This window comes from Halomonas bluephagenesis, assembly GCF_054790765.1.
Genome location: NZ_CP133631.1, coordinates 2,772,976 through 2,788,816, shown reverse-complemented (window position 1 = coordinate 2,788,816; position 15,841 = coordinate 2,772,976). Strand labels below are relative to the sequence as shown.

At 55.6% G+C, this 15,841-nt stretch carries 15 protein-coding genes and 2 pseudogenes; 2 read left to right on the top strand and 15 right to left on the bottom strand.

The genetic code is table 11. The annotated features are described in order from the left end of the window. Positions 1 to 54: 54 nt before the first annotated feature. Positions 55 to 1,530, bottom strand: a complete 1,476-nt coding sequence (locus REH51_RS12550) for a protein adenylyltransferase SelO (RefSeq protein WP_234667888.1) — start codon at positions 1,528 to 1,530, stop codon at positions 55 to 57. Positions 1,531 to 1,577: 47 nt separating this feature from the next. Next, entirely contained in the window at positions 1,578 to 2,426 is an 849-nt protein-coding gene (locus REH51_RS12545) for an NAD-dependent protein deacetylase (protein ID WP_498935946.1), read from the bottom strand. Between the two features lie 115 nt (positions 2,427 to 2,541). On the opposite strand from REH51_RS12545, the gene REH51_RS12540 reads away from it, so the two are divergent. Further along, complete coding sequence (locus REH51_RS12540) at positions 2,542 to 3,714, top strand: UbiH/UbiF/VisC/COQ6 family ubiquinone biosynthesis hydroxylase (protein ID WP_009722161.1); 1,173 nt, start codon at positions 2,542 to 2,544, stop codon at positions 3,712 to 3,714. Between the two features lie 77 nt (positions 3,715 to 3,791). Further along, complete coding sequence (locus tag REH51_RS12535; RefSeq protein WP_009722160.1) at positions 3,792 to 4,988, top strand: E22 family MetX-like putative esterase; 1,197 nt, start codon at positions 3,792 to 3,794, stop codon at positions 4,986 to 4,988. A 183-nt stretch (positions 4,989 to 5,171) separates the two neighbouring features. On the opposite strand, the gene REH51_RS12530 is transcribed toward REH51_RS12535, so the two are convergent. The 13 genes and pseudogenes from REH51_RS12530 to REH51_RS12470 form a co-directional block, all read right to left on the bottom strand. Further along, positions 5,172 to 5,825: a DsbA family oxidoreductase gene (locus REH51_RS12530; protein ID WP_009722159.1), complete on the bottom strand. Its 654-nt coding sequence runs from the start codon at positions 5,823 to 5,825 to the stop codon at positions 5,172 to 5,174. A gap of 111 nt (positions 5,826 to 5,936) precedes the next feature. Next, positions 5,937 to 6,899: a ribonuclease Z gene (locus tag REH51_RS12525; RefSeq protein WP_498935944.1), complete on the bottom strand. Its 963-nt coding sequence runs from the start codon at positions 6,897 to 6,899 to the stop codon at positions 5,937 to 5,939. 116 nt (positions 6,900 to 7,015) lie between these two features. Beyond that, complete coding sequence (locus REH51_RS12520; RefSeq protein WP_009722157.1) at positions 7,016 to 7,309, bottom strand: HigA family addiction module antitoxin; 294 nt, start codon at positions 7,307 to 7,309, stop codon at positions 7,016 to 7,018. Then, complete coding sequence (locus REH51_RS12515; RefSeq protein ID WP_009722156.1) at positions 7,309 to 7,587, bottom strand: type II toxin-antitoxin system RelE/ParE family toxin; 279 nt, start codon at positions 7,585 to 7,587, stop codon at positions 7,309 to 7,311. The genes REH51_RS12520 and REH51_RS12515 overlap by 1 nt, the downstream gene beginning before the upstream one ends. 109 nt (positions 7,588 to 7,696) lie before the next feature. Beyond that, positions 7,697 to 7,880 (bottom strand): annotated as a pseudogene (locus REH51_RS12510) (type II toxin-antitoxin system YoeB family toxin). 152 nt (positions 7,881 to 8,032) lie between these two features. Continuing rightward, positions 8,033 to 8,314, bottom strand: a complete 282-nt coding sequence (locus REH51_RS12505; protein WP_009722155.1) for a type II toxin-antitoxin system RelE/ParE family toxin — start codon at positions 8,312 to 8,314, stop codon at positions 8,033 to 8,035. Continuing rightward, positions 8,311 to 8,583 (bottom strand): CopG family ribbon-helix-helix protein, encoded by a 273-nt coding sequence (locus REH51_RS12500; RefSeq protein ID WP_009722154.1) that lies wholly within the window; start codon positions 8,581 to 8,583, stop codon positions 8,311 to 8,313. Before REH51_RS12500 ends, REH51_RS12505 begins: the two co-directional genes overlap by 4 nt. A 78-nt stretch (positions 8,584 to 8,661) precedes the next feature. Next, positions 8,662 to 9,123 carry a hypothetical protein gene (locus REH51_RS12495; RefSeq protein WP_009722153.1) on the bottom strand — a complete coding sequence of 154 codons (462 nt, stop codon included), beginning with the start codon at positions 9,121 to 9,123 and terminating at the stop codon, positions 8,662 to 8,664. Positions 9,124 to 9,412: 289 nt separating this feature from the next. Beyond that, positions 9,413 to 9,769 carry a hypothetical protein gene (locus REH51_RS12490; RefSeq protein WP_498935943.1) on the bottom strand — a complete coding sequence of 119 codons (357 nt, stop codon included), beginning with the start codon at positions 9,767 to 9,769 and terminating at the stop codon, positions 9,413 to 9,415. Between the two features lie 12 nt (positions 9,770 to 9,781). After that, positions 9,782 to 10,279, bottom strand: coding sequence for a hypothetical protein (locus tag REH51_RS12485; protein ID WP_498935941.1), 498 nt, complete (start codon positions 10,277 to 10,279; stop codon positions 9,782 to 9,784). Next, positions 10,276 to 11,505: pseudogene (locus REH51_RS12480) on the bottom strand (hypothetical protein). Before REH51_RS12480 ends, REH51_RS12485 begins: the two are co-directional and overlap by 4 nt. Further along, positions 11,502 to 12,131 (bottom strand): condensin complex protein MksE, encoded by a 630-nt coding sequence (locus tag REH51_RS12475; RefSeq protein ID WP_009722149.1) that lies wholly within the window; start codon positions 12,129 to 12,131, stop codon positions 11,502 to 11,504. The pseudogene REH51_RS12480 and the gene REH51_RS12475 overlap by 4 nt, the downstream one beginning before the upstream one ends. Continuing rightward, positions 12,128 to 15,793 carry an ATP-binding protein gene (locus REH51_RS12470; protein ID WP_498935939.1) on the bottom strand — a complete coding sequence of 1,222 codons (3,666 nt, stop codon included), beginning with the start codon at positions 15,791 to 15,793 and terminating at the stop codon, positions 12,128 to 12,130. Before REH51_RS12470 ends, REH51_RS12475 begins: the two co-directional genes overlap by 4 nt. Between the last annotated feature and the right edge of the window lie 48 nt (positions 15,794 to 15,841).

Genomic DNA, 15,841 nt, shown 5'->3' with positions numbered 1-15,841 from the left:
TGCCTCCGCCCTTTACCTGTAAATAATCACAGCTTACCACAGGAAAAGTCGAGATTACGTACCGCAAAACGTTCTTAGTACCTGCTCGTTTTCCGTTGCGGGGGCTGCAAGGCGTCGTGCTTCTGCTGATTCATCAAAGGGCTGGGTGACCACAGCAAGTAAGCTGTGAAACGGCGCAAAATCGCCCTCGTAAGCCGCATCGATAACTTCCTGAATGCGGTGATTGCGGGGAATAACAACTGGATTAGCACGCCGCATAGCATCTAAACGCTCGCTGTCTTGGCTGGCAGCCTGTGCGGCTTGCCACTTATCTAACCATGCCGCCAACTCATTGGGTTGGGTCGTCAGCGCCAGCAGTGCTTCTTTATGCGGCTCGCTTGAGGTGCTGGCGTAATGTGTCAGCGCATCAAAGGTGGCGGTCATATCCATCCGCCCCTGGTGCATCTGGCTTTCCAGCGCCTTCATTAGCGGTACCGATTGGTCGCTGTCTGCTGCAAGGCCAAGCTTATCCGCATGCAAGCGGTGCTGCTCGGCATCAAACAGTGGCTCAAAGCGGCGGATGATATCAGTGGCCTGCTCGACGACAGTATCGCCTTCTTCGCGCATCAGCGGCAGCAACGTTTCGGCGAAGCGGGCAAGGTTCCATTGAGCAATCGCGGGCTGGTTATCGAAGGCATAGCGTTTACTTTGGTCAATTGAGCTGAAGACCTTTTGCGGGTCAAACTGCTCCATAAAGGCACAGGGGCCGTAATCAATAGTTTCTCCGGCAATGCTGCAGTTGTCGGTATTCATAACACCATGAATAAATCCAAGGCTCATCCACCGCGCCACTAGCACCGCTTGGCGAGCAATCACCGCCTCTAACAAGGCTAAATAAGGATCGTCTGCACTAGCGGCTTCCGGATAGTGGCGCTCAATCACATGGTCGGCCAGCGCTTTCAGGGCAGCTTCATCTCTACGTACCGCAGCAAATTGAAAGGTGCCCACACGAATATGACTGCTTGCGACGCGGGTAAATACTGCGCCGGGCTCAGGTAATTGGCGCACGACTCGCTCGCCACTGGTAACTGCAGCTAACGCACGGGTGGTGGGTACGCCCATTGCAGCCATAAATTCACTGACCAGATACTCCCGTAGCACCGGGCCTAGCGGCGAACGTCCATCACCGCCACGGGAAAATGGCGTGCGGCCACTGCCTTTGAGCTGCACATCGCGTCGTATGCCATCCTGGTCGATAACTTCCCCCAGCAGCAGTGCACGGCCATCACCCAACTGCGGTACAAAGTTACCAAACTGATGCCCAGCGTAGCCCAGCGCCCGTGGTTCTGCGCCCGGAGGCAGCTGATTTCCACTAAACCACTGGGTAAGGGTGGCATCATCGGGCTTATTCTTCAGTTCTGTCTTAAACCCCAGTGTTTCTGCCAGACGCTCATTAAATACAATCAACGTGGGCTGGCTCACTGGCGTGGGCTGGCAAGCCATCCAAAGTGGCTCGGGAAGCGTTGCAAACTGGTGTTCAAATGACAGCACGGGCGACTCCGCTGTTGATGACAATCGTTGCCTAATACCCTAGCACTTTAGTCAAGTAAACGCTGCTGCAAACAGCCGACAGCGTACTCTAGCACTGGCGTCAACGGCGCACGCCACTGATGGGTCAACAGCGCATCGGCGCGAGTGACGCCCAACGATAGCGAGGCAACTGGCAAACCCATGGCGTGGGCATCGCGGCAGAAGCGGTAGCCTGAATACACCATCAACGAGGTGCCCACAGCCAACACGGCATCGGCGTTTTGCAGCCCTGCTTGAGCAGCCAAGCGCCGCGCTGGCGGCACCACATCGCCGTAATAGACAACCTGGGGCTTTAGGATGCCTTGGCAGCGCGGGCAGTCCAACACCTTAAACGTCGAAAAATCGGTTTCTAAATCCGCATCGCCGTCGGGCGCATGGCGGGCATCTAACGCTGCAAAACGCGGGTTCATCCTGGCCATTTCGCTGTGCATGGCGTGGCGCATGAGTTGGTAACCGCAGGTCATGCACGCCACCATGTCTGCTCGCCCGTGCAAATCAATCACCTTGCTGGAACCTGCCCGCTGATGCAGACGGTCTACGTTCTGTGTCACCAGCAGTTCCACGTAGCCCATGGTTTCCAGCGCCGCTAGTGCACGATGCGCACCACTCACTTGGGCTTCACGCATAGCTTTGAAACCGATCAGCGCCCGCGCCCAATAACGCTGGCGCACAGCAAGTGAGGCCATAAAATCGCCATGCTGTACCGGCGGCGGGCGTTTCCACTGCCCATCCGCATCGCGGTAATCAGGAATGCCGCTGTCGGTGCTTACTCCTGCGCCAGTAATCACCCACAGTTTAGGGTGGCGCTCAATAAAACCCGCCAGCGCCCCCCCCGCCTGTGCGATGCTATTTGTCATTTCCACGGCCTGCGTCAATGGATCACCCTATGCAACACTGCGACAAGTAACCGATACTGTATGACAATAAAGGGTCATGCAATATGCCCTCGTTATTCAACGTAAGGAGTGTCTCATGCAGTGGGATCACGAGATTATCATTGTCGGCGGTGGCATGGTGGGTGCCGCGCTAGCGGCCCGATTAGGACATACCGGCATGTCGGTTGGGCTGGTAGAACGCGGCAGTGCCCCCACCCCGCCCAGCGGCGATTATGACCTGCGTATCTCCTCACTTAATGCCCGTTCGCTGGCGTTTGTAAAAGCGAGCGGCACCGCGCTTCCCGAAGAGCGCTGCTGCCCGTTTCGCCATATTGATGTCGCCAACCAGGATGGCTCCGGCCATTCACTGTTTTCTGCCCAGGACAGTGGCATGGATAACTTCGGCATTTTTATCGAAAACCGCACCCTGCAATATGCGTTGTGGCAGCGCTTAGAGAATCTTCCCAGCGTGACCTGCTATACCCAGTGCGCACCGCTCAGCACCATGGCCGCCAGCACTGGCCGCATGCTAGAGCTAGATAACGGCAAAACCTTAAGCGCCCGCTTGATTGTTGGCGCAGATGGCGCGCATTCGACGCTACGAGAACTTGCTGGCATTGCCGTTAGTAGCTACGACTACCATCAGCGGGCGATGATTATTAACGTGGAAACCGAGCTACCCCAACAAGATATCAGTTGGCAGTGTTTCACCCCCACCGGCCCGATTGCCATGCTTCCCTTACCAGGCCATCGTGCATCGCTGGTGTGGTATGACAGCGACGAAGCCACCAAAGCCCGTGAACAGCTCTCCAACGACGCCCTAAAAACGGCCATTGAAACAGCCTTTCCCAAGCGGCTAGGCAAGCTAACCCGTGTGGTCGCAAAGGCGAGTTTTCCAATTAGACGCCAGCACGCCAAACGCTATATCGGCAAGCGCTTAGCACTGATTGGCGATGCCGCCCACGTGGTGCATCCGCTGGCAGGACAAGGACTGAATATTGGCCTGCATGATGCTGACACCCTGGCAGAGCTGATTATCAAAGGCCGCGACCCCGGTGACGCTATCAGCCTGCACCGCTTCGAATGCCACCGCCGTTTGGCCAACCAAGCAATGATTGCCGCCACCGACAGTTTCCATCACCTGTTTACCGGCGCAAAACCGCTACGCCAGCTGGGTGACCTCAGCCTGCACCTTGCCGAACGCGTACCGCTCGCCAAACGCATGATGATGCAACAAGCTAACGGGCTAAACCCATTTAAAATGCGCTAAAGCCGTCTACGCTAAGAGGGTGGCAACGCAGCCGTTGCCAACAATAATCATAACAATCCCTCATTTAAGGAAGGCGTATGCCCCTCAAGCAACGACACTCTTTATTGACCGTGGTGACAGTTACCAGCCTCGGATTACTGGCAGCATCACCGCTACTGGCCTGGGATGGCGTCGTCGAAAAACAAACCTTCGAGATGCAAGACTTCACTACCCAAGGCGGCGAAACAATTCCCGAACTTGCGGTGGGTTGGGAAGCCTACGGTGAATTAAACGACGCCCGTGACAATGCCATCTTAATCACCCATTTCTTCTCTGGTACCAGCAACGCAGCAGGTCGTTATGATCCGGATGGCGAGCCAACCGGCTACTGGGATGCCATCATTGGCCCCGGCAAACCACTGGATACCGACGAGTACTACATTATTGCGTCCGATACGCTGGTGAACCTCAACGCCCACGCCCCCAATGTCACCACCACTGGCCCCGCCTCTATCAATCCAGACACCGGCAAACCGTGGGGAATGGATTTTCCTGTGGTAACGATTCGTGACTTTGTCGAGGTACAGCGTGCGCTGTTAGAGAGCCAGGGCATTGAGTCACTACACGCGGTCATGGGCGCCTCCATGGGGGCGCTTCAAGCATTTGAATGGGCCAGCGCGTACCCTGACAAAGTGGATAGGTTGATTCCTGTTATTGGCGGCGGCGTTGCCGACCCCTGGTTACTGGCAACGCTTAGCGCCTGGGCAGCGCCCATTCGCCTAGACGCCAACTGGAATGAAGGCAACTACTACGATGGCGAGCCACCCACCGATGGCCTAAAAGAAGCGCTCAAGCTCGTCACCCTCAATGCCAATCACTGGCAGTGGGCCAACGAAACTTTCAACCGCGACTGGGCCGACGAAGAGCGCGACCCCGCTCAAGATATCAACGCCCGCTACGCCATTGAGCAAACGCTGGATGACGTCGCCGCCGCCCGCGCCGAGCTTTCCGATGCCAACCATCTGCTGTACTTGGTTCGCGCCAACCAGCTCTTTATGGCGGGACACGGTGACTCGTTAGAAGAAGGACTGGCCGCCATCGACGCCCCCACGCTGATGCTCTACAGCGAAAACGACCTCGTCTTTGCGCCTGAAGGCGTACGCCGCACTGCCGAGCTGATTGAAGCCGACGGCACCGAGGTGACGCTTGAAACCCTGGAAGGCAACCGCGGCCATTTAGATGGCGTTGTCGCTATCGACCAAGCCAGCGAAACGCTGCGAGCGTTTTTGAAATAGCTTTTAAAATAGCTTTTGAAATAGCGAGTAACGCGCGGGCTTATTGAGAGCCCGCGCTTGAGAAATAGCGTTTTGAAATCGTTTGACTAGCCATACGCCAGCGACAAAAACGCTGGGAAGCGAAGAGCATTCACCCGGCGTATGGTGATGCACTACTAGTGCCGCCCCAGAGGCTGTAGGGCATTAACGGCTCGCGTTTTCCTCAGCCACCTGACGAAGCGCATCGACAAGCACATCGGCTGGCTGGGCGCCAGAAATCAGGTAGCGTCCATCGAGTATAAAGCCCGGCACGGCAGTGACCCCTGCCTCCATGAATTTCTGCTCTGCCTCTCGAACGTCGTCCGCGTACTGATCAGACCGGGCGATGGCCTCGGCAACGTCGCCGTCAAGCCCAACTTCAATAGCCTTCTCTCGTAGCACCTCTGGATCCGAAGGACGCTTGGCCTCACCAAAGTAGGCCTCAAATAATGCCAACTGCAGCGCCGTCTCTCGGTTCTGCGTTGCGGCCCACGCAAGCACACGATGGGCATCGAAGGTATTATTCGCCCGGCGCTCCAGTGCACCACGGAAATTCAGCCCAAGTTCTTCGGCCACGGCCATAATCTCCCGCTGGGACTGCTCCATGCTGGCCGCGTCCTTGCCGTACTTGCGGCATAAGTGCTCTAGGATCGGCTCGCCCTCGGGCGGCATGTCACGGTTGAGTTCAAAGGGCTGCCAGAAGAGTTCAACATCGATCTCACCATCAAGTATCTCTAACGCTTGTTCGAAGCGCCGATAGCCGATCGCGCACCACGGGCATGCTACATCGGACACTAAATCGACTCTCAACTTCTGCATGAGGACTCTCCTTGCTGGGTTCGGTCATCGGGGCTCAAACAGCGCCGAGCACTGGCTTGTAACACGAAACCCATAAACGTAACCAGCCCAGACGACCACGCGCAGAAAACACTACTCGCCCACCACCTCAGAAAAGTGGCCCGTTTTTTCCAAGGTGTATTCGCCAAAATCCCGCGCCAAGAAAAGAGAGCCTGAATAGGCACCCTCAGCTTCTTTGCGAATGTCCTCGATGGACGGCGACGCATGGGAGCTGAACTGATAACGAGGGCTGAAGTGCGTCAGCACCAAACTAGGTAGCTTTATCGATTCGGCAAAAGCAGCAACAAGTTTGGCGTAGCTATGCCCCACATCACCGGCCTTCTGGGCCATCTCTTCGGTATAGGTGGCCTCATGTACCAGCACCTGCGCCTCTGCACACGCCTCGTTCAATAAGTCAGGCTGGTCGTTATCCCCAGCGATCACTACTTTCCTGGGCGTGTTCTTGAAGATTAAGTAGTCATGGCTTTTTAACCGCTCACCTGCAAACTCAATATCAAACCCCTGCTTCAACTGCCCCCACAGCGGCCCTCTTGGAATCCCCTTTTGCGCTAGCTTAGCCACGTCCAAGACAGCATCAACCTTTCGCTCCGTAAATGCATAGGCATAAGACGCCACCCGATGTGAAAGGCTGAATGTCTCAACCGCGATGTTCTCAAACTCAACGCTTGGCAGGTCGTCTGAGGCGATAAACTCCAAGGCAAAAGGTAGGCATAGCTGCGTCACCTCGCAGGTTGCCTCCAACCAAGTTTTGATACTTGCGGGCGCAACAATAGTGAGTGGCGCTTTCCGGCCACCCATAGCCGCACTCGCCAGAATACCCGGCAGCCCGTAGCAGTGGTCGCCGTGCACATGGGTAATCAAGATGGCTTTCAATGAATGGAACGATAGCTTGGTATGCAAGACCTGATGCTGGGTACCTTCACCACAATCAACCAGATACCAGCCCTTCCCTTTGCTTTCACGCAAAGCGATCCCGGTGACATTTCTTGTTTTGGTGGGTACACCGGCGGAGGGGCCGAGGAAGAGTAGGTTCATATCGCGTCCGTGCTTTCTCTTTAGAAACCTGACCTAGTCTGGCGGCATACAGATTTCCAATAAGTTTGGTTGCTCAGCTTTTTACGACAGGATGCCAACGACAACAGTAGCAATCGTTAAGCGGCCTCAAAGTCCAATGGCTGCAGGTCGTCCAAATTAATTGTGCTGCGAGCCATCCATAGGTCATACATGTCCTGCATTGATAGCCAGCTCTCCGGGGTACGTCCGAGAACCTTCGACAAGCGCAAAGACATTTCGGGGCTAATGCCACTATCCCCTTTGAGCAACCGTGACAAGGTGGATGGTGAAACGCCCAAGTTGGAAGCAAGCTGACGGGAGCTGATACCAAAAGGTTCTAGGTACACTTCCCGAATAAATTCGCCGGGATGCGGCGGATTATGCATCGTCATTAGTGATAATCCTCATAATCAAGAATGTACGCGTTGCCATCTCGAAATTCGAACGTCATGCGCCAATTTCCGTTGATCCAAATTGACCACCGCGCTTTGTCTCTCCCCTTCAACGGGTGGAGCCTAAAACCAGGGATATCCATATCTTCTACTGACACGGCCGTGTCCAGAGCGGCAAGCTGCATACGCAATTTCTTGGCATGATCCGCCTGTATACCAGCGGTGCTGCCACTAGCGTAGAACCGCTTGAGTCCCTTGTGGCGGAATGATTTAATCATAAGCACATCATAGCTCGTTGCGCACCGCGCAACAACCAGATTTATATTATTTGAGTTACCCGAGCCTGAGCCAACAACTTACCCTTTCGGGATTTGGAGTAGCGCTAATCTAATAGTGATAACGACACAAAATAATCGTAATCGCATTATCATCAACTGCGTAGACGAATCGATTCGTATCATCTATACGTCGCGACCAAAAACCAGCTAAGTTTTCCTTTAACGGCGCTGGTTTGCCAGTGAAGGGAATCGCTCCAGGATTCGTCAGTCCATGACAGTAATCGGCGACTCATCCATCAAGTCTCTGCGGGTTACCTTACCTGCTTTGAATTGTTCAATTGAGCGATTCAAATGCTCAGAATTCGCCGATGAGCGCAGAGCGCCGATAGTTTTTACGCAGCAAAGCAGATACAAAGGCATCCGAGTGCCACGCCTGGTTTAATGACTACCGTTCACCTTTAAGACCATGCCATACCCGGAGAACAATGATGGCAGTGGCATGGACTGAATATCGAACGACGTATTTTCCGAAAACCATATCTCGAACAGAGTCAGGCACCGGTGCCATTTCAACCGGTGCGCCCATATTGGGGAAGCCTGGAAGTAATTCGATTTTGCCAACAAGCTCGGCGGCAATCCTGGCCGCCGCAGACGGGTTGTGATCCGCAATGAACTCTCGGAGGCGTTTCAAATCGTCAATGGCTTCGGCCGTGTAAACCAGTTTCACTTACCTGACCCTGGCGCATCCTGCTCGTTTTCGGTTCCCCAGCTATTAAGCCAGCTGTGAACCTCGCTGGCATCAACAACCTTGCCTTGGGCAGCAGACTCCATTGCCTCTAACGTTTGTTTCCACCGCTCTTGCTCAAGCTGCTGCTTTGCTATGTATTCCGACAATGCCTGGTTGATCACCCAGCCTTTGCTCCGGTGTAACCTGCTAGCGATTGCTTCCAGGTGTTGTTCAACGTCTGCTTGAAGGCGGACTGTGGTGACGCTCATGACGATACCCTCAAATTTGGCGACTACAACGTATTACATCATAGTCTGCGAGGATGGAGCAAAAAACTTAACGCTGCGCTAATTCGCGCCGTTTTGCGGCGACGAATTGAGCGATTTGTTAGACGACTTGCCCGGTATGACTTCAACTTTTAATTCCTGAATCATAGGCCGGACCTTCGTCATTCGAGATTCTAGCTCTAGGGCATGAGACCGATACTCCTCAAGCTTTACCGGGTCATCGGGGCTATCATCGCTCAGCCACTTTAGCCTGCCAGGGATAACTGCCGCATACCGCGCCAACTCCTGCTCTATTTTGTCTAAACCATCAGGGAATCGGTACTCTTCACCTTCGTAATTGATGGCCATTGCTACAACTTGGTGAAGCTCACGCACCTCAAAAAGAACGCCGGAAAGAATAGTCCTGACATGCGTCCTTTTCTCTGCAGCAGCAGTTCTCCTGGCCAGTCGGGCTGAGTCAAAGCTGACCCAGAAGCTTCCCAACGATATTAGGAGTGCAAAAGCGGAAATGATGAGTGACATATACCTACTCGTCTAACAGTTTATTAATGCGCATGCGTATTTTCCTAACAACCAGCAGCCAAACCATCTCCCTGCCATACATTGAAATTTATAAAAAAGCTCGCCTACGCGATACGCTTTGCTTAAAAATGGTTGTTGTCGCCCTCACCTGAATCTACCCCATTAATTCCCTTTAGGGAAAAGCCAATGTTGGCAAACTATCCAAACGTCGCGTATTTGCGAACTCGTTAACGGCCAAGTAAGGGAAAGCGTAAAATAGCGGGGTTGAGTGGCAGCCCTAAGGCTGCTTTTAACTGAGTGATATACACGCCAACTCCCCTCCAAACCATTGCTGTTTTAGCCCGCGCTGTTTTTCCAGCAGGGCTAAGTATGGGCGTAGGGGGTGGTGGCTGGGCAGCGTAACGTTCCGTTGGCGTAGGCGGCGTTGGAACGACAGCTGTTCGGCGGGTTGGTGCAAGGGCGTGACGTGCTGGGTGAGCCATTCGATGTCAGGTAGTAGTAGATGCGTGGCGCCGCTGTCTAGGGCTAGGGTCACGCCTTTGGCGTCGAAGTCACCGGCGTAGAGGTGTGGCCGATTGGTTTTGCGCCATGCTTTTGTCAGTTCGGCAAAGCCGCCGCCGTAGTGGCTGTCGCCACGATAGACCACCAGCGGGTTAGCTTAGCCGCTAAGCGCTGCTATCTCTGGCGAAAACGCGTAGAAGCTATCCAGGTTTTCCACCTGAACGAGCGCGCCAAACACCGCCAGCTTAAGGCCGCTTACATCAACATCGCGTATGCTGCGCGGCTCTGGCACAAGCCATGCAGAGGGCTGTGACGGCAAGTTGATCAGCACGCGTTTTGCACGAGGGCCTTCGCGGCGGCTTTTATCCTCCTCAACGCCTTCTGCTGCTTGGGCGGTACTGCTTAAGCCACTTAACGAGCGCCCTAGCGGTGCCAAACGGTCACTCTCCAACATGCTGTTGATTTGCGCCACGAGAGTGGCGTCAAAGCGCAGCGCTTGGTTGGAAATCCGCATGGTCAGATCAATATCTTGCTGATGGCACCACGCCACCACATCTTCTACCCACTTGCCACGGGATTTTTCTACCACGGGCTGGCGGTTAAGCTCTCGAACAACACTGTTAAGCCCGGCACGGGCGCGGCCTGATAACGTCATACTGCCACCGCCAGTGCGACGTCATGAATCAGGCGCAGATCGTTAAATGGGCTGGCCGGTGATTCGTCTTGGTGTAGGCGAAACGCCTGCTGCTCGCTACGCGGCAAGCCCTGATATTCGGAGATAACCTGAAACAGCCAAATTTCATCGGGCCAGTCGAGGTGGCTGTCATACAGATAAGCGAGGGCGCTAATCGGCTCGGCGGGGGGCTGATCTAACACCGCAAGATAAAAGCGTTCGACATCTTGCTTAAGCGCCTGCTGGCGTGCAGCGGCAAGATTATCTTCCGGCGTGAGCGCAGGCACGGCCGACTCAACGGTTTGCGTGGCATGGCGTGGGGTTGGCAATTCATGCAACAGTTCTGCCAGCACGCGGCTTTCCAGCGCGCGATCTAACGCTGGCGCAGCGGCGGGGTGTAACGGCGCAGCGTGGTTAAATAACGCCGGTACATCGCTGCGTTTGGCGTAATTACTCGGCACAAAGCCTGGGTGTTCGCGCATAAACGCGACCATGCCGCTGATCAGGCGGCTGCGTGACTGCTGTTTGCGAAAGCGTGCCATTAGCTCAATTAACCGCCGTTGCACTTCCCGCAGGCTGGTGTAATGGTGGCTTTAGCGCTGCTGTAGCTGACTGATCAGTAGCTTGCGCAGGCTGCCATCACTGCCTACTAACGCAATCAGTTCGTCGAAGTCGATCAGCGCCAGGCCATCCAACAACCTAACAATCTGCTTCTGGGCGCGGTCGTTTTCGCGGATCTTATCGCTCAACTGGCTAACAAAGCCGAAATCGCTATTGAGCCGCTGCCAAAGGCTATCAATAGCATCGGCAAAGCGGCCGTTTAGATCGTCAACTTCCTGACGCAGGCGCAGCAGCTGCTGCTCCTGTCGCCAATGCTCACCTCGGCTGCGGGCTTCACGGTAGCTGTGCACCAACGAACGCACCAGCTCAAGGGTTTCCGCAACATCGGCATTCACATGACGGCGGGTTTCGTCGGCGAGCATTTCAGCGATCAGCTCGCGCACTTTAGGGGAGAGCTTTACGCCGCTCTGCTCATCGGGCCGCCATAACACTCGAGCAGCCAACAGCTTGCGCAGCGCACTGTCGTTGAGTCCGTCTAACGGCACGTCATCGCGAGTGTAGCCCTGCATCAGTCGTTCGGCATGCTTGCCCAACAGCGCCAGCCGCTCAGCGCCGGTTTTTAGCAGGCGGCTTTCCAGTTCGCTCACAGCAGCGCCTCCTGGGCACCCTCTTCCTGCTCCACGTCAATGGGCAAGTTTTCCTCATCGCGGATAAAGCGCACCACCTCGATCAGGTAATCAATTTTACCGGTGACCACAAACACCTGACGCTCAGTGTGGGGCTGAAGCAAGTAGCCATGCTCTTTTAAGCGCTTAAATAACTGCTTTACTTGGGCATCCAGCTGGTCGCTCTGGGAGCCAAAGAAGCTGTCTGTGGCTAGCCTTTCCAAACGCTCACGCAGGCTTTGGTTGTCTTCGCACTTAGCGCTGAACTCTGCGGGCTTGAGCACGTCGCCAGGGGCCGCCAAGGTGTCGCGGCCTAGCGCCTCTTGAACCAGTTGCAGCCATTCCAGCAGCGGCAACAGGCTGTTGACCGTGTCACTCAGCTGGCGCGATAGCTGCTCCCGAGCGGCTTCGTTCAGCTGTCGCCAAGCTAAAAAGTAGACACTGCCTTCATCATTGCTCGCCAGCCTGCGGTTGAGCGGGCGCAGATAGTCATCAATCGCGTCGCGGGTCTCTTCGTTGGCTAAGTGGCGAAAGGCATTGTCATCACTAACGGCGCAGACAAACTCGCCAGCCAGCAAGCGTTCCAGTAGCGGGCCGTGTTCGATCATGCGGTCACCTCTTGCTGACGCTCCTTGATCCGCTGCGCAAGCGGGCTAAGGCGCGGTTCAATACGTTTTAGCAGGCGCTGGTTGGGCTGGTTAGGGTCCCGCTCAATCAGGTAGCGATTAGCAAACAGCAGCAGCACATCTGATTCCGGGTTGGGGAAAGCCCCCACAATATGAATGCGGTTGCTGTCACAAGCGTCGAACAACTTTTCGACATTGTGATAGGCCAGCGTGCCGATTTCATCAATCGGCCAATGGATAGCGATTTGCGCATCCCCCCGCAGCAGCCGCGTAAACGCCAGCAGGAACTTACACAAAATCAGGTAGGCCATGCCATGGCTGGAAGACTCCAACAACTGGCGGTCATTTTTGATCACCAGGTCAGTGCCGCCTTCGTTTAGGTGCAGCTCAAGGCGCAGCAGGCTTTCAAAGCTGTACTGCTGGTCACTGCGCAGCAAATCGACCACATCGGCCAGCGCATTAAGGTAATCGTCACTGGGCAGCATCTGGCCAGATTCCCGCCACGCTTTGTAGCGCTGGGCAAACAACTTTAAAGGCTCCCAGAAACCCAGCTCATCGATCGTCGATTGAATGCGCACTTCCGCTTTGCTGATGCCTTCTAAGCGCAGGTCATCCGCCACTTCGTCGGAAAGCCGACGGCTTTGCGCACTGATACGGCGATTTAAGTCGCGGAAGACAATAAAGAATTTATCCAGGTCATCGCTTAAATTGCGCCCTTCCTGAATCAGCTGCTGCTGTTGATCTTCCAATAGTTTTAGCATGTCGCGCAGCAGCGGCAACACTAGTCGCGGGCTGTCGTTCGGCAGCTTCTCGCGTTCGCTTTGCAGTGCATCGGCAAAGCCGCTGCTGGCATCTTTAATCAGTTGGCTTTCTACCTCCAGGCAGCCCCGGCGCAGTTGTTCAAGCTGCTGATGGCGGCTGGGTAACGCTTGGCGAGCACGCTCAATGCGCTCCTCCATGTCACCTACGGCATCCGCTAAGGGCGCCCCCTCTGAAACGATGTCCAAACTTTCTAACTGGGTCAGCAGCGGCTTAAGGGCTTCTACGCTGCCGTGGGCATTTGCGCGCTGAATTTTAAGCTCATTAACCGCTGATTGATGCGCTTCACGTGCGGCATGGAAGTCGTTTTTGAGGTGCGCTTTTTCACGTTTCAACTGCTGGTCAAGCTGAACAAGCTCCGCTTCCTGGGCCACCAGCTGGGGCTTGTGCTGGCTCCACTCCACGCGCATAAAGCGTTGGTACTCGGTGAGTTCTTCCTGGCGAGCGGCGATCTTACGAATGCGGTCACTCTGTTGCTCTAGGCGTTTTTTCGTTTCCTGAAGCTGCGCGGGGTCCACGCCCTGCTCGGCAAGTTCCTGGCTGAAGGCGGCTTCCAGCTCATTGCGCTGGCGCTGATGTTCCGCGTTGGCATCGTTGAGCTGCTGCTTGTACTGGCGTAGCTGCGCATCCAGGCTATCCAGCTGGTTTTGCGCATCGGCTTTTAACTCCAGCAGTTGGCCCTGATGGGTCTCGGCCAGCTCGGCAAGCGACTGGCGTTTCTCTTCACGCAGTTCGGCCTGGGCCTGCTCCTGGCGAGCCAACGCCGCTTGGTGCTCCGCTCGACGTGCCTGCTGGCGCTTGGTATGGCGCTCTTGCTGCTGGCGGCGAGCCTCAAGGGCATACTCCACTTCCTGTTCGGCACGCTGATACCCCATACGCGCCTGATCTTGGGCCTCGTCGGCCTGTTGCACCCGTTCGTTGTGCTGCTTTAGGGCTTTTTCGGCAGCGGCACACTCGGCTTGGGCGCGCTGTTTAGCGCCATCCGCCTCTTCAATCGCCGCCAGCAAACTGGCTTCGTCTTGGGCGTAATCCGGCAGTGCAATGGCGCTTAGGTCCAGCGCTAACCCGAACAGGTCGTCGCTGGCGCCTTCAGCAAGCTGCGGAGCAAGATCTCGGCGCTCAAGCAGCTCTGGCGCAATAACCTTGCCAAGCTGCTGCTCCCAACCAGGGCGATGGTAGCGCAAGAAGTGACGCAGGCTGCCTTGTTCGGGGTCACGCTGTTGATAGAGCGCATAGCAGTGTTGTTCGGCCCGCTCACGCTGCTGGCGACACTGCACCAGCTGCTGCTCGGCGGCGTCGCGTTCACGTTTGTGGCTTTCAAGCTCGCGGCGCAGCGCTTCCAACGTGGCGGTGGCGGCGCTGCGTTCCTGCTGTGTTTGGTCTAAACGCGCTTGGGCAAGCTCGGCTTCTTGGGCTTCTTCAGCAGTTTGGGTGGGCATCGCCAGTTGCGCTTTTAATTCGGCAAGCTGCTCAACACCCAGTTCTAACTGCGCTTGATACTCCCCCTCTAACCGCTGGCGCTCTTGCTGATAGCGCTCGTTATGCTGCTGTTCGGCTTGCCATTGCTGCTCTCGGCGCTGCGCTTTTTCCTCGACCAGGGCATCTATCAATTCCTGGTTTTCTTGAGTTTGGCGGGCAAGTGCTTCGGAAAGCTCGCGTAACCGGCCATCTAAGCGCGCCTGGCTCTCTTTTACCGCCTCTTGCATGACTTGCAGATGCTTCTGAAGCTGATCACGCTGTTCACGCCACTGGGGCAAGGCGTTGATGTCCCGCTCCAGGCCGGTCATGTCAGCATCAGCGTAGTGCTCAAACTGGGTTTGCAGGTCATTCAGGCGACGCTGAGTGTGCTGCAAGTCGCTCGCGACTTCACTGTGGCGGGCGTTCAGCTCATCGCGCTGCTGGGTGTAGGCATTTTCACGCTGTTGGAATTCACGCTGGTGGCGATTTAACTCACCATCCAGATCCGCAATGCGTTGTTCAGCCTGTTGATGATCGGCGCTTAGCTGGGGTTTCAACTGCCAAAGCGTGGTCTCTAAATGGGCCAATTCGCGGTCGATGCCACCAAGCTTAGTCAGCGCGGCTTGCAGCGGCTCCAGGCGCATGGACTGGCGCATCTGGGAAATCCACTCCCGCGCTTTGGCACTGCGAATGCGGGTGACCGGCAGCTCGACGCCATCCTCTTCGAAAATTGCCGCCAGCATGGTTTTGAGGGTGTCCATCTTGCCCTCTTTCGCATGCACAGCAGACACCAGTTTTTCGATATGACGGATACGCCGTTCAGGGTTAACCAGGCTAAATTGCGCTGCAATTTGGCGCAATTTTAGGCCATCGCGGCTATTACCGTGAAGCTGGGTGAAGTCGTTTTGGATCACCGAGCGAAACTCGGAGGTAGCCCCCAACTTAGATGAGACAGGAATCCCGCTGCGGCGCAATCCGCTAGACCACTGTGGGTACTCCAGTGCCAAGGGGCCTTTTTCAGTTTCGATCAGGTAGTCTTCTGGTCGATAAGGGGCACCGACAAAACGGTACTCCACGCCGCCTTCCTGCTTGCGCGTCAGCACTACTTGGCAAACATTGCCTGCTTCGCGGCGGGATTCGTAGACCAGATAGCTTTGACGAGTGGGCAAATAGAAGGCATCAAACTTCATGCGAGTTTTCGGCACTACCTTATTGGGCAGTTCGCCATAAAACACCGGCACTAACCGCTGAAGCGTGGTTTTGCCTGACGCGTTGGTGCCGCAGATATTGGTGTGGCCATCCACATTGAGCTCAACCACTCCCGACAAGTGGCCGTGAATCATAACGATGCGTAGCAAATGCGCCATGCCGTGTCCTTGATCGTCAAACGTCCGAAAACGCTATCTTGCCAGACC

Bases quoted from the DNA above. Each gene is read 5' to 3' on its own strand.
- REH51_RS12475 (WP_009722149.1), bottom strand. From the start codon at position 12,131: ATGATCGAACACGGCCCGCTACTGGAACGCTTGCTGGCTGGCGAGTTT.
- REH51_RS12495 (WP_009722153.1), bottom strand. From the start codon at position 9,123: ATGTCACTCATCATTTCCGCTTTTGCACTCCTAATATCGTTGGGAAGC.
- REH51_RS12530 (WP_009722159.1), bottom strand. From the start codon at position 5,825: ATGCAGAAGTTGAGAGTCGATTTAGTGTCCGATGTAGCATGCCCGTGG.
- REH51_RS12535 (WP_009722160.1), top strand. From the start codon at position 3,792: ATGCCCCTCAAGCAACGACACTCTTTATTGACCGTGGTGACAGTTACC.
- REH51_RS12500 (WP_009722154.1), bottom strand. From the start codon at position 8,583: ATGAGCGTCACCACAGTCCGCCTTCAAGCAGACGTTGAACAACACCTG.
- REH51_RS12540 (WP_009722161.1), top strand. From the start codon at position 2,542: ATGCAGTGGGATCACGAGATTATCATTGTCGGCGGTGGCATGGTGGGT.
- REH51_RS12545 (WP_498935946.1), bottom strand. From the start codon at position 2,426: ATGACAAATAGCATCGCACAGGCGGGGGGGGCGCTGGCGGGTTTTATT.
- REH51_RS12520 (WP_009722157.1), bottom strand. From the start codon at position 7,309: ATGACGATGCATAATCCGCCGCATCCCGGCGAATTTATTCGGGAAGTG.
- REH51_RS12515 (WP_009722156.1), bottom strand. From the start codon at position 7,587: ATGATTAAATCATTCCGCCACAAGGGACTCAAGCGGTTCTACGCTAGT.
- REH51_RS12485 (WP_498935941.1), bottom strand. From the start codon at position 10,279: ATGACGTTATCAGGCCGCGCCCGTGCCGGGCTTAACAGTGTTGTTCGA.
- REH51_RS12525 (WP_498935944.1), bottom strand. From the start codon at position 6,899: ATGAACCTACTCTTCCTCGGCCCCTCCGCCGGTGTACCCACCAAAACA.
- REH51_RS12470 (WP_498935939.1), bottom strand. From the start codon at position 15,793: ATGGCGCATTTGCTACGCATCGTTATGATTCACGGCCACTTGTCGGGA.